Source organism: Flavitalea flava (assembly GCF_054461575.1).
In genome coordinates, this window is sequence record NZ_JBTLQH010000057.1 from 24,721 (window position 1) to 38,816 (window position 14,096).

The 14,096-nt window shown below is 41.6% G+C and carries 9 protein-coding genes and 1 pseudogene; 7 read left to right on the forward strand and 3 right to left on the reverse strand.

All coding sequences use genetic code 11. The features are described 5' to 3' along the window. Window positions 1-68 precede the first annotated feature (68 nt). Window positions 69-2,462: an ABC transporter permease gene (locus ACX0G9_RS28490; RefSeq protein ID WP_459068387.1), complete on the forward strand. Its 2,394-nt coding sequence runs from the start codon at window positions 69-71 to the stop codon at window positions 2,460-2,462. A 30-nt stretch (window positions 2,463-2,492) separates the two neighbouring features. Here the strand turns inward: ACX0G9_RS28490 and rlmN are convergent, their stop codons facing one another. The 3 genes from rlmN to ACX0G9_RS28505 all read right to left on the reverse strand — a co-directional run bounded on the left by rlmN (window position 2,493) and on the right by ACX0G9_RS28505 (window position 6,944). Continuing rightward, a complete protein-coding gene (gene rlmN / locus ACX0G9_RS28495; RefSeq protein ID WP_459068388.1) occupies window positions 2,493-3,542 on the reverse strand; it encodes a 23S rRNA (adenine(2503)-C(2))-methyltransferase RlmN in 1,050 nt (349 codons plus the stop codon). 79 nt (window positions 3,543-3,621) lie between these two features. After that, entirely contained in the window at window positions 3,622-5,115 is a 1,494-nt protein-coding gene (locus ACX0G9_RS28500; RefSeq protein WP_459068389.1) for an amidohydrolase, read from the reverse strand. Between the two features lie 632 nt (window positions 5,116-5,747). Continuing rightward, window positions 5,748-6,944, reverse strand: coding sequence for a thiolase family protein (locus ACX0G9_RS28505; RefSeq protein ID WP_459068390.1), 1,197 nt, complete (start codon window positions 6,942-6,944; stop codon window positions 5,748-5,750). A gap of 831 nt (window positions 6,945-7,775) precedes the next feature. On the opposite strand from ACX0G9_RS28505, the gene cas6 reads away from it, so the two are divergent. The 6 genes and pseudogenes from cas6 to ACX0G9_RS28535 all read left to right on the forward strand — a co-directional run. Beyond that, complete coding sequence (gene cas6 / locus ACX0G9_RS28510) at window positions 7,776-8,432, forward strand: CRISPR-associated endoribonuclease Cas6 (protein WP_459068391.1); 657 nt, start codon at window positions 7,776-7,778, stop codon at window positions 8,430-8,432. Window positions 8,433-8,440: 8 nt separating this feature from the next. After that, entirely contained in the window at window positions 8,441-9,094 is a 654-nt protein-coding gene (locus ACX0G9_RS28515) for a hypothetical protein (RefSeq protein ID WP_459068392.1), read from the forward strand. 17 nt (window positions 9,095-9,111) lie between these two features. Next, the gene (gene cas3 / locus ACX0G9_RS28520) at window positions 9,112-11,304 is read left to right on the forward strand and encodes a CRISPR-associated helicase Cas3' (RefSeq protein WP_459068393.1); all 2,193 of its coding nucleotides are present in this window, start codon (window positions 9,112-9,114) and stop codon (window positions 11,302-11,304) included. Window positions 11,305-11,357: 53 nt separating this feature from the next. Beyond that, complete coding sequence (locus ACX0G9_RS28525; RefSeq protein WP_459068394.1) at window positions 11,358-12,635, forward strand: hypothetical protein; 1,278 nt, start codon at window positions 11,358-11,360, stop codon at window positions 12,633-12,635. A gap of 21 nt (window positions 12,636-12,656) precedes the next feature. Beyond that, on the forward strand, window positions 12,657-13,733 hold the full coding sequence (locus tag ACX0G9_RS28530; protein WP_459068395.1) for a hypothetical protein: 1,077 nt from the start codon (window positions 12,657-12,659) through the stop codon (window positions 13,731-13,733). 70 nt (window positions 13,734-13,803) lie between these two features. Further along, window positions 13,804-13,905: pseudogene (locus ACX0G9_RS28535) on the forward strand (Dna2/Cas4 domain-containing protein); the annotation flags it as partial. Window positions 13,906-14,096: the final 191 nt, after the last annotated feature.

The following is a 14,096-nucleotide window of genomic DNA, read 5'->3' on the forward strand; positions in this document are numbered from 1 at the left end:
ATCAGGCCGATTGCCGGACCTATTTTTGCTGCCCTCCTTTTATTTAAATTCTTTAGTAATACATTTTTATGATCCGGAATTACTTCAAGATCGCCTGGCGGAACCTGGTAAATAATAAAGCATACTCTATCCTTAATATATCAGGGCTGGCCATCGGGATGGCCGTTGTATTCCTGATCGGTTTGTGGATCGTGGATAATGTCAATTACAATAAAAATTTTCTCAATTATGACCGGATCGTACATGTGATGATCAATTCGACGCATGGGAATGATATACGCACCTTGCAGACGGTGCCGATCCCACTTGCGGGAGCCTTGCGAACCCAATATGCCGGTGATTTTAAAAAGGTATCGCTGGCGTCCTGGAATTTTTCTCATGTGGTGTCGGTGGAGGACAAGTTACTGAGCACGCATGGTATTTTTGCCCAACCCGGTCTTGTCGACATGCTCACGCTGAGAATGATCCGGGGTACTTCTGCTTCTTTTGATGATCCCAGTTCGTTGTTGATCAGCCATTCCCTGGCTTCTTCCCTTTTTGGCGATCGCGACCCTATAAATAAACTGGTGAAGATCGATAACAAAAAAGAACTGAAAGTAACGGGTATCTACGAAGATTTCCCCTATAATTCGAGTTTTAACGAAGTAAACCTGTTTGTCCCCTGGGCTTTTTATTCGGCAGAACAGCCCTGGGTAAAGAGTTCTGAGAATCAATGGAACAGCAATTCTTTCCAGATCTATATACAATTGCAGGAAAGTGCCGATCTGAATAAGGTGAACGCAAAGATAAAGAGCGCGCTTACCGGGCATAATCGCAATGACAAACCGGAGGTCTTGTTACATCCCATGAGCAAGTGGCGTTTATACGACGAATTTAAAAACGGTAAAAATACAGGTGGCGCCATCACCTTTGTCTGGATGTTCGGTACCATCGGTCTTTTTGTATTGCTGCTGGCTTGCATCAATTTTATGAATCTCAGTACTGCACGCTCGGAGAAACGCGCCAAAGAAGTGGGCATCCGAAAAGCCGTTGGCTCGCTCCGCCGGCAGTTGATCTTCCAGTTCCTGGGGGAATCGTTATTGATCGCTTTTCTGGCTTTTGGCCTGTCCCTCCTGCTGGTGCGGCTGGCATTGCCCTTCTTCAACCAACTGGCGGATAAACAACTTTCCATTCCCTGGACCAATCCCTTGTTCTGCTCGGGCGCTATCGGGTTCACCCTGTTTGCCGGTCTGGTATCGGGGAGTTATCCGGCTTTTTATCTTTCTTCCTTCAATTCCGTAAAGGTTTTGAAAGGAACCTTCAAGGCCGGGCGTCTGGCTTCCCTGCCGCGGAAGATCCTCATCGTGCTTCAGTTCACTGTGTCCATTTCCCTGATCATCGGAACCATCGTCGTCTTTCAACAGATCGTTTTTGTACGCAACCGCCCGGTGGGCTATACCAGGGATGGTTTGCTGACCGTCGATATCAATACCGATGACCTCACCAAACATTATGAGGCCATCCGCACCGATCTGATCCGTTCTGGCGCAGCATTGAATGTCGCCGTATCCAGCAGCCCTACAACCAGTGTTTATTCGAATCAGAGCGGGTTTTCCTGGACAGGAAAGGATCCCAATGTGGTTCCCAGTTTTGGGGTCATACGGGTTGACCATGATTTCGGGAAGACGATCGGATTCCAGTTCGCGGACGGACGTGATTTTTCCCGGGATTTTGCTTCTGATTCAGCGGGTATGATCCTCAATGAATCTGCGGCCCGGTATATGGGTTTTAAAAATGCTGTCGGCTCGACGGTGGAATATCTGTATAGTGACCGGAAGGATAAAAATTATCGTGTAATCGGCGTCGTGAAAGATCTGATAATGGAGAATCCTTTTGCACCGGTAAAACCTACGATATTTATGATCGATCAGAATAATGAAAATGCGAATGTGATAACGGTAAAGGCCAATCCGGCTTTAGCGATGAGCCAGGCTTTGCCGAAGATCGAATCGATCTTTAAAAAATACAATCCCGGATCTCCGTTTGATTACACTTTTAATGATGAGGATTATGCCCGAAAATTTCAATTCGAAGAGCGGATTGGACGCCTGGCCGGTTTTTTTACCGTTTTTGCGATCTTTATCAGTTGCCTGGGGCTTTTCGGCATGGCTTCTTTTATGGCAGAACAACGCGTTAAAGAGATTGGCGTACGAAAGGTTTTAGGTGCTTCCGTCCTTCATCTCTGGGGCCTTTTATCAAAGGATTTTCTGCTCCTGGTCCTGCTTTCCTTTTTCCTGGCTGTTCCCGTTTCGTATTATGTCATGCACAACTGGCTGCAACATTACGATTACCGCACTTCTATTTCGTTATGGGTATTTGTCGTTACCATTGTGGGGGCCTTGCTGATCACCTTGGCGACGGTTAGTTTTCAGTCGATCAAAGCGGCGTTGGCTAATCCCGTGAAGAGTTTACGGTCAGAGTAGGGGCGTAGGGGGTGGTGCAGGGATATTTCCTTACATGCTCTCCTTATTCGCCAGCTGCCCGCAGGCTGCATCGATATCCTTGCCCCGGCTTCTGCGCAGACGGGCGTTGACCTTATTCTTTTCAAGGTGCTGCATGAATTTTTCGACGGCAAAATCGTCGGGTTTGGCGAAGAGAGCCCCGGTGATGGGGTTGTATTCAATGATGTTTACCAGATCGGCGGGGATCTGCCTGTAGACCTTTACCAGTTCGTCGGCATCCTCGCGGCTATCGTTAAAATCTTTAAATAAGATATATTCCAGCGTGATCTCATTACCCGTCTGCTGATAGAAATAATTCAGCGCATCGATCAGGGTCTTGATATTATTGGTTTCATTGACCGGCATGATCTCGTTGCGTTTCTGATCATTGGCGGCATGTAACGAAAGGGCTAATTTAAATTTCACCTTATCGTCCCCTAACTGTCGGATCATTTTGGCAACTCCGGCGGTAGAAACGGTAATGCGACGGGGACTCATACCCAGACCATCGGCCGCAGTAATGCGTTCGATACTTTTCAGCACATTTCTATAGTTCAGCAAGGGCTCGCCCATACCCATGAAAACGATATTAGATAACTTCTTTTGGTATACTTTTTCGGATTGCTGGTTGATCAGGACCACCTGGTCATAGATTTCGTCATAGTCCAGATTCCGTTTGCGATCCATCGTACCGGTCGCGCAGAATTTGCAACTAAGAGAGCAACCGATCTGGGAAGAAACGCAAGCTGTTTTGCGTTCGTCGGTCGGGATCAATACGCCTTCGACCAGGTGTCCCTCATGTGTCCGAAAACGGCTTTTAACCGTACCATCCGCGGAATATTGGGTTGCGTCTACGGTTAAAGCGGGAAGGGTAAAGTTCTCCTGGAGGAATTTGCGCAATTCCTTGCTCAGGTTGGTCATCGCCTCAAAACTATGGGCATGTTTCTGCCAAACCCACTCATAGACTTGTTTGGCCCTGAATTTCTTCTCGCCCAATTTCTCGAAATATTCCTCTAACTCACTGAGATTCAGATGCCTTATATTGCTTATTCCCGTTTTCATGACCCTGCAAAGGTACAAAGAAGGGGGGATATTTTCTGTTAAAGCTCGGGCCAGTTCATTTGATTGGCGAGGGGCTAGGCTAGTTCCGGTAATTAATTGGAGGCTGGCGATCACCCAAAAGCGGTTTATAAACAAAATCCTCTCCCCGAACTTTCTTGAACTCCTCTGTGGCCGCAGGAATGATGTCTTTGCGGGTAAGCAGGTCTATAACTGTGAGTGTCATCGTTTTGGCAGCCACCATCATACCCTTGGTACCGATCTCCGTTCCTCCGCAAGCGACTGCCTGCCAACTATGTGCGGGTGTTCCAGCAATCCATGTGGCTGCTCCGAGCCCGACAGTCGGCACATTCCAGGATACATCGCCAACATCCGATGAGGCTCCTCCTTTTTCTATTTCTGCCGATAACGGCTCGACTTTGGAAACCGATTCGATCGGCCGCACTTTATAGCTAAAACTTGCCTGGATCTTTTTACCAAATTCGATTTCCTTTGGAGTCAGGCTGACTCCACCTACCATTTCCAGGTTCTTTTGCATGACTTCGGCGAGTGTCCGGTTAGGCAAGATGTCGAAATCGCCATCGATAATCTCATAGTCCACCGTGGTTCCTGTGCCCATGGCGGCTCCCTGGGCTGCTTTGGTAACCCGATCGAAAATCTGCCTTACCATATCCCGATCGTAGTGCCGTACAAAATAGTAAGATTCTGCAAAATCGGGAACTACATTTGGCGCCTTACCGCCATTCGTGATAACATAATGGATGCGGGTTTCCTGGGGAACATGTTCCCGCATCATGTTCACAAGGTAGTCCATGCCTTCCACGCCATCCAGGGCAGAGCGACCTTTGTCGGGTGCCATTGCAGCATGCGCAGATAATCCATGAAATCTGAATTTTGCCGAAACCATGGCCAGAGAATTGGAATAGGCAACCGCGTTATCACTGGAGGGATGCCAATGAACGACCACATCCACATCTTTAAATAGCCCGGCCCGTACCATGTACACTTTTCCTGCGCCACCCTCTTCTGCCGGGGTGCCGAATAATTTAATGGTTCCGGCAAGATGATATTGTTCCATTATTTTTTTCAATTCAATGGCTGCCGCCACGGAGGCCGTACCAAACAAATGGTGCCCGCAGGCATGGCCGGCAATCCTTCCCGGAAGCGGCTTTTTTTCCGGGACTGTATCCTGTGAAAGACCAGGTAAGGCGTCAAATTCCGCAAGAATGCCAATGACTGGTTTTCCACTTCCATAGGTGGCTACGAATGCCGTAGGGATATTTGCTGCTGCGGTATCGATGGTGAAACCACTTTCTGATAATGTCTTCTGGTGCAGAGCCGAACTTTTAGTTTCCTGGTAACCAAGCTCAGCGTAATCCCAGATCTGGAGTGCTATCTTTTTGTATTGGTCGTATTGTGAGTTCAGGTCGGTGATTGCCTGGGTTTTATATTTTGTTATTTGGCTGTTTGAATCTTTCGAAAGTTTTGCTGGTTTCGTTTGTGCGGAAAGAGGTTTCGGATTGAAGAGGGCAATAAATGTAAGGATGCCGGCAAGCGGCAGTCTATATTTTCTCATGTGTGTAGTGGTTTTGTAGTTTGATACAATTTAAGGAAAGACACTTGAATTAAGCGCTAATTATTCGGAAAAGAATAAGATTGTACCATGATGAATTTTTTTAATATTTTAAATTTTAATTGAAATAAAAAATCATTTTTTATTTCTTAATCCTAAAGCCATCATTGATTTTTGGGAATAGGACTAATTTTTATCGACACTTATATCTATTAGTCTGGTAATTTATTTTTCGTCGATCTCTGGGGGATTTTAAATTATTAGAAGTCGATTATTTTTGATGGAGGATTAAAATTCAATATATTTTTTTGCTTATTGAAAATGAGTACCTTGGAAAGGTGACCAGACGGAATTAAATTGAACCATGTTGGAATTGAAAGTTGGCTAAGGCCGCGAAATATTTTTACTGCGAAGCCGGATTAAATTGAACCATGTTGGAATTGAAAACTACCGCATGGAAGGTCATGGGGGAAAACTACTAGTAATTTAAGCTTTTCCATCTAAAATTGAAAAGCAGACCATTTCGAGGACATGCACGAAAAGGTCTGCTTTTTTTTAAATTGTCTTTTGAAAAGCAGCCGAATATCTATTAATCCATGATTTCTAAAATTTATTCAATACTCTGACTAAAAATCCTAAACCTTCTCATAAATCACCGCAGCTCCCTGACCCACACCAACACACATAGTGGCTAAACCATATCTAAGATTCCTTCTTTTCATTTCATGAAGCAAAGTCGTGGATATCCTTACTCCGCTGCAGCCTAAGGGATGCCCAATTGCGATAGCACCTCCATTCACATTTACCCTCGAAGGATCGAGATCAAGCTCTTGCATACAGGCAATCGATTGTGCTGCAAATGCTTCATTTAGTTCTATTAAATCGATATCTCCGATCTTCAAACCTGCCCTTTTCAAAGCCTTTTGTGTAGCACTTACCGGACCAATCCCCATAATGGCCGGATCAACACCGCTAACAGCCATGCTAACGACCCTTGCGGTTGGGGCCAAATCAAATCTTTTAACAGCGTTTTCACTGGCGAGCAAAATGGCGGCAGCGCCATCATTGATGGAAGAAGAATTTCCCGCTGTTACTGTTCCATCCTTTGCAAAAGCCGGTCTCAGATTAGCTAGTTTTTCTAAAGATGTTTGGCGTGGCTGCTCGTCCTTTTCAAAATATATCTTTTCTTCCTTTCCTCCCAGAATCTCCACGGGTGCAATTTCCTCCCGCCATTTTCCAGCCTCCAATGCAGCAAAATATTTTTGCTGGGAAGCCAGCCCGAATTCGTCCTGTTCCTGCCGACCTATTTTCCATTGTTTGGCGACATTTTCAGCCGTTTCACCCATAGAGTAAGGGTGATATTTTTCTGACAGTTTTTTGTTTATGAATCTCCAGCCAATTGTAGAATCAAAAATTTCAGTATTCCGACTATATGCATGAGAAGCCTTACCCATTACCATAGGTGCCCGGGTCATACTTTCTACCCCGGCTGCAATATATAGTTCTCCTTCATTACACATAACTGCCCGTGATGCGTCCATAATAGCCTGAAGACCAGAGGCGCACAGTCGATTAACGGTATTGCCTGGAACTGTAACAGGCAAACCTGCCAGTAATGCTGCCATGCGGGCAACATTGCGGTTGTCCTCTCCGGCCTGGTTTGCATCTCCAGCAATGAGGTCTTCAATAGCTGATTTATCTATTCCAGAATTTCGCAGCAATAGAGCCTTTACAACATGGGCCAGCAAGTCATCAGGACGGATGGTGCTAAGTGCGCCTGCATATTTGGCAATAGGAGTTCGGATTGAGTCGATGATATAGGAAGTGTTCATATATAATTTGGAATGAAGTCTATGTTAAGTCATTTTGCGATCGCAAATTAAGATAAATTCTTCTGCACTAACCAGTTAACCTTTTGACAAATACTTTTTGAGTTGAATTTAAGGTATCTGGTTGTAGTTTTCCACATAAAAGGTTTTCTTATCTGAATAACTATTCTATGCAATGCAGTAGTTCTATTTCCTGGTTGAAGTGTTTCTATAATAGTTGAAACGGCAATTTTATCATTCGAATCTCTCCGAAAGAATTTTTGGGAGTGAGAGTCGCTTTTGCGTTGGCGCAGGTTTTTTTATGCTGTAAGGAAAATTGCATTTCCTATAAGAGGAATTAATAATAGTCTAAGAAATGACGCATAGATTATTGCTAGAGAATAAGGTAATCGAATTTTAACACCGAATAAAATAGAAAGGGAGTTCAATAAGTATTAATAAATCAGTTAGAATTAAAAAAATCCTCATTTATCGGTGCAATTCATTGATTTTAAAGGCGGAAAAAATATTATCAATTTTTCAATTCCTGATAAATGAGGGTGGGTAAAATTAGCCAACTATATTAAATTGACAAAATAAATACAAAAAAATATTATCAATAGGTTTTTAAGCTTATTTTTAATCAAAATTTACTTTTATGATTAAAAACGATAAGCTTCTTTACACGCAATTAATCTGTAAAGCTTGTGGATTGTGTAAGGATAAAAGCTGTTGCTTTTGTGATATATGTAACGGATTTACTTTTTGGGATGAGTCGTATGAAAAATGATACATACTCAAACATCTGTAAAAAAACGAAGAAATTATGAGGCATTATAACTAAACAATTAGGTTATGCGAGTCCATTTAACTCTGCGATCACAAAATAGGCCTGTTCCATTTAATTACCAGCCACAAATGACAGGGGCAATTCACAAGTGGATAGGCAAAAATGAATTACATGGAAGTACTTCTATGTATTCGTTTTCCTGGTTGCAAGGTGGCCGGAAAAGAGGAGAGCATTTGGTCTTTGAACAAGGGGCGAGATTTGAGTTTACTGCTTATGATATCGATCTGATAAAAGCGCTGATCCGGGGGATACAAATCGATCCAGGGATAAATTTCGGATTGGAGGTGTCGGATTTATCCATACAGGAAACGCCGCTTTTTGCAGAAAAAGAAGTTTTTTATGTTTCCAGTCCGGTTTTAATTAAACGATATCAAGAGAAAAAAATAATTCATTACACCTATGAAAACCCCCAAAGCGATAATCTTTTAACGGAAACTTTGAAGACCAAGCTCAGAATTGCTGGAATTGCTGATAATAATGTATCCGTAAATTTCCTAAGAGACTTCCCGGAAGCCAGAACAAAAATCATTTATTACCATAAGGTTGGAAACAAGGTAAATATTTGCCCAGTCGAAATTGCCGGGACTCCTGAGCAAATAGCCTTTGCCTGGAACGTAGGAATCGGCAGTTGCACCGGGATTGGTTTTGGTGCTTTAAAATAGATAACTGTATGATATATTATGTAGTAAAATATTCAGGCACATTTGGCTTTATTAAGCCTTGGACGGCGGTTCGTGATGGAGAGACCTTTAGTCAGCAATTTCTGACCCCATCAATTGTAGAAGGGATCGAAAAAAAACTATTCCCTGAGTTGCTCCAGATTCCGGGTAAAGTCACTAAAATCCAACGTCATCGTTTAAATTATCAAGGTATTGATTCTCAACAGGAAAAGACCTGGTCAAAAGGTGGTTTCAAAGCAATAAAGAAAAAAGATGGCTTGGGAAGAGTCTATTACCAAGCGGATAACATTTCTATATTAAATAGAGGTATCCTGGTAAATCCCAATCTTTATTTAGTCTTTAGGAACAAACAGGATGCTGAAAACGCGTTAACCCTACAAATTTGTCTTTGCAGGAACGAGGATATCCTTATTGGCGAGTATATAATTGAAATGTCAGAGAAAGAATTTGATGGGATCGATGGGTTTGAATTGTTTTTTAGTACTGCTGAAAAGGGTTTTAAGGTTGGCCACAATCGGTTCAATGAAAACAGAGAAATGTTTGGGGAATTGAAGGTATTTGGAAATCCAATAAGATCGGCTTCTGATACTTTTGACGACAGATACAAGAAAGAGATGGCCGATGGAGCATTGGATAATATATAGACCGATAATATAAATCAATGGACACAATACCCAAACCATATTATACCTCCCAAAGTCTTGATTCAATTTGGGCTAAAAGCAAAAACTACGGAAGTATAAGTTTACTGAATCATTCTCAACAGGTTGTGGTAGCTATAGAAAAAATGTCTGAAGGGTTTGTTCACCTATTCGACCTGCAAATGGCCCGAAAAGGAGCCATTATTCATGATTTGGGAAAGGCACATCCACATTTTCAGCGAAAAATCGGCGGATACAATGGAGCAACCTTGTATGAGAATTCAAAACAAAATTTTACCCATCGGCACGAATTATCTTCATTAGGTTTTCTGCCTTTATTTCCAGAGGCCGAATGGGACATTTTAATTGATTTAGTCGTTGCGCATCATAAATCAATAGGAGATGATCCGGGGGCAAAAGGTATCCTGGATCTTGACCAAAATGAAAGGGATTGGATCGCCAACCACTTGGATGAATGGGAAAACTGGCATCTATTCGGGCTTCAAATAATTGAACATTTTGATATTCCAGTAAGACTTATTTCCCGGATCGAAGCCGAAAATGCTTTACAATATGCATTTAAATATTGTGATGCTAAAAAAAGCGGTTGGTCCCCCTGGCGGGGCCTGCTAAAGTCCGCCGACCATTTTGCTTCTGGCTTTATGGACCAAACAAAAGAGCAAATTAAACACCTTTTTGAAATTCCCAACCTACAGTATTACCATGATGATAAAAGGAAAAGCAGGCTTTATCCGCTTTCCTTGATTGACTCCGGGGACAATAGAAAGCACACCCTTGTTGTTGCACCAACTGGAGCAGGGAAAACAGATTTTTTGCTTCGCCGTTGTCAGGGGCGAATTTTTTATACACTTCCATTTCAGGCCTCTATAAATGCCATGTGGGAGCGAATGAAAAGTACAATTCCCAATAAGGACATTCGATTGCTGCATTCAACTTCGAAAATTGTTGTCGAAAAAAACATAGAAGAACAGATTCTTCAGCCAATGGCAGGTTCTGCAGTGAAAGTAATGACACCTCATCAATTAGCGGCAATCGCCTTCGGAACTTCCGGCTTCGAATCGGTAATGTTGGATATCCAGGGTTGTGATGTAATATTAGATGAAATCCATACCTATTCCGATTACTCTCAGGCAATGGTCCTTGCAATAGTCAGGACATTGTTGCATTTGGATTGTAGGATACATATTGGAACGGCAACCATGCCTGCGGTTCTTTACAATGAATTGCTCAGGATATTTGGTGGAAAATCTTTCGTATATGAGGTTAAGTTGCCTGAAGAGGAGTTGGATAGCTTTGATCGACATATTATTTATAAGGAAAATGACAACAGCAGGGTTAATGAGATAATAAAGGAGGCAATTGACAATAAAGAAAAGGTGCTGGTAATTTTTAATACAGTAAAAAAGGCACAGGAGGCATTCAAAGAACTTAGTCATTCTTTTCCTGGAATTCCTATCCTGCTAATCCATAGTCGGTTCAGACGCAAGGATAGGGTGAATTTAGAAACCCGGCTAAAAAAGGAATTTAATGGTGATGGGAGTACTACGTTTGGTAGCGGATTGTGCCCATGCCTAGTCATTTCCACTCAGGTAGTAGAAGTAAGCCTGGATATCAATTTTGACAGGATGATAACTGAATCTGCTCCCTTGGATAGTCTTATCCAACGATTTGGAAGAGTAAACAGGAAAAGGATTTCAGGAATCATCGGAAGGTATAAGCCAATATATGTAATTGCTCCAAGTGGAAATCTTTTGCCTTATAAAAAAGAAATAGTAGAAGAGAGTTTTAGGTTGCTTGAACATGGACAGTTGCTGAAAGAAAGAGATCTGCAGGCTAAAATTGATGAGATCTATCCATCTCTCGATCTCAAATTGATTGATATTCATTTAATTTATAAAAACGGAGAATTTCTTTTAAAAGAATTGACCAGTAATAAAAAATCAGTAATTGTAGAAGCACTGGAAATCGAAAGCGCCAATTGTATTCTTGAAAGCGACAGGGATATTTATTTAACTGCCAAATGGGAAGAGCGTTTACAATTGGAAATACCGATAAGCTGGAAGACTATTTGCCGGAAAAGGGGAGTGTATGAACAGCTTCAAATGGGATCCAACCCTTTTGTGATCCCGCAAGACGAGCAAGAACATAAACGATATGGTCTGGAATTGATGGAACATGAAAATTTATTATAATAATGTATACCAGTTATATAGGGCGAATTTTTTTGAAGCTTTATAATGAAAAAATGAAAACTTCCTTAACGGGGAAGGCTTTTTTTGATGAAGTGTTTTTCCCTTTGTTTTTCAATCAGGATAAACATTTGATGCATGTAAGTAATTCGCCTTTTTTTCAAAAACCTTCTCAAAAGGCGATAGAAACCGGGATTTCAATACCTCAGCTTCAGCTTCAAAAACTTCATGCCGATATTGGTTCAGAAGCGCCAAATATGGCAATTTTTGTTGGATATGCTGCAAAAGACCTGGAAGGCACTACCTCCGGACAATTAACCTCTATTGATTTTAACATTACCCCAGATGAAATGTATGCATCCTGGATTGGCGAGGCATTGGCGATAGGAGTTAGTGGAGGATTGGTAATGCTTATCGATAATAAAGATGTGCTTTGGTCATTATTTGGAGGTTGGATACATTATCGAAATTTTCTTTCACAAACACCAAATGTTAAGGATAAACAGATCGAAACATGGAATGGGCAATGGCTTTGCCATATTTTTAGTAGAAATTATGATAGAAACAATCCATTTCTAAATTTCAAAATTGAAACAGTTGAAGTGCAGGGAAATATAGCTATTCCTACCCAGGCATGGTCAAAAGTTGTTTTTTCTTTAGTTAAAGGGATTCGGCAACCATATATTACGGCATATATCTACAGTTTATCCCAGACTAATACTACACTGGGCTTTATCAATATTTATCTTGGAGAGGTCAATAAGATGTATGAGTTGCGCGATAAATTATTTATTCAGGAAAAGGAAACCGTACTCAATGATAAAGAAATCGAGGAACTTTCTGTTTTCTTTAATTTCAAGACCGCATGCAAACAGGGAACAATCGGACTAAAGTCAATTGAGCCAGACAAACTTAGGGATTATATGCCCAAGGGCACGGTAATATATGCAAAAGGGAATGAGTACAAACTGAATAGCGAACAATCTTATTTTAATTTTCAACTTTATAAACTTTGGATAACAGCTATGCTTAACAAGACTGAACTATTAGACTTAGCCGGACAAACGGCAAAAGCCCTGGTTACGCTTGAAAATGATCGGAAGCTTGACAGTCGTGGCAAAACAGGCGGCCTGACACAGGATAGTAAAGAGATTCGGGAATCCCGAACGGTTCGGGATTTTATTGACCTTCTTACTAAGCTTCTTGAACAGAGCCCGGCCAATACTGAATTATTCAAAAGCATTGTAGAGGAAGTTGTAAAAATGCCCGTTGATAATTTCCCGCTTTTTGTGACTCTTATACGGTTCGAATATGTTTATCAAAAACAAAACTAAAAAAATTAAAAATATCATATTATGACAAATAAACCATTTATATATTTGCGGGGTCTTCGTCATGCAGACCATACGGTATTTGCGGTAAATGATGGGCAGAAATATTATTTTGACCCGCAATTTGGTTATAAGATGCCATACTCCAGTGGGCAACAGGTGAAAAGGTCCGTAATAGAGGCATTGAACCTCCCCTTTGCTGCCATTACCTTTAATTGGGAGATCGATAAAAAAGAAGACAAGGCCTTTCAAAAGGAGCCTCATTCCCCCTGCGACCCTACATTTGCCGACCAATTGTTAGGAGGTTATATGAAGGCGGAGAGTGGTAGTTTTACCGTTAAAAGGAGAAGTCCTCTATCCATTTCGGCGATGCGTCCTTTGCATCCTCTCTTGGGAGGTATCGAAAATCCTACAGAAAATCTAACCTTTGACCGAACTTCTCATCCGGAGCATCATAAGGTAAATGTTTATTGGGTAGAGGGGAAAAGCCGGAAAGAAAAATTGACGGATGAAGAATTGGACTCATGGTTGAGCGACAAAAAAAGAAACCTCCCAAACCGGGCATTTATCCAGGATCAAAAAAGAGCATCTGGTTTATTCGTTTATGATATGGGTATTGACTTGCGCACTTTATTTTGTGTGTCAACAAATAAGCTCGAACCAGAATTATTTCCTGAAATAGATCAGAAGTTGCGAGATAATGGTTGGAAAGAAGGCCAGACGGTTTTTGGCAAGTGTTTGGTCTGTCCCAAGACTGAAAGGGACAAAATTATTCCTGCCCTGGCTCATGCTTTAGTTAATTGGAGAATTACTTCCAATCAGGCGAGGACATTTAGTCTTATGGAAACAGTAGCTATCGCCATTAGTGATAATGCAAATCAGGTTGCTTATGCAATACGCGGGGATCTGAAGGAAGATACTGAGGAGAGACCAAGAGCTGTTCCTAGGATTGATGAAACGGCAAAAGCCAATTTATTTATTACCCCCATCGCTAATAGTTATATACGTGGGTCTGTTGGAAGTGCAGACGCAATCGAGCACGCAGAAAATAAACTAATTGAATTGATGAATTTGTTTGATTACGAAAATCAGGTTTCATGAAAAAAAATAGCTAAAATAAATGTCGGTAAAATAATAAGCTAATAAGGATAATACGCAAGTAACAGCCACTCATATTAACTACTATCATATTTGCCATAGGAAATTATGGTTATTTGCCAATGGGATTACTATAACACTCCCCATATTCGAGACCAAAAGGTTAGGGTGTTAAGTTAAGATTTGTCTTGCGGTATTCATAGATCAGGCTGCTTTTTTTAGAGGTTCCAGGTAGCGGTTATTGGGTTTTTGCCGGGTGGTATGATGCGTTTTGTTATTGTAGTAGGCTATGTGGTTTTGAACTCCTTCATAAAGTTCAAAACCATCATCTGCCGGGCACAAAAAGATATAATCGTATTTTAGAGA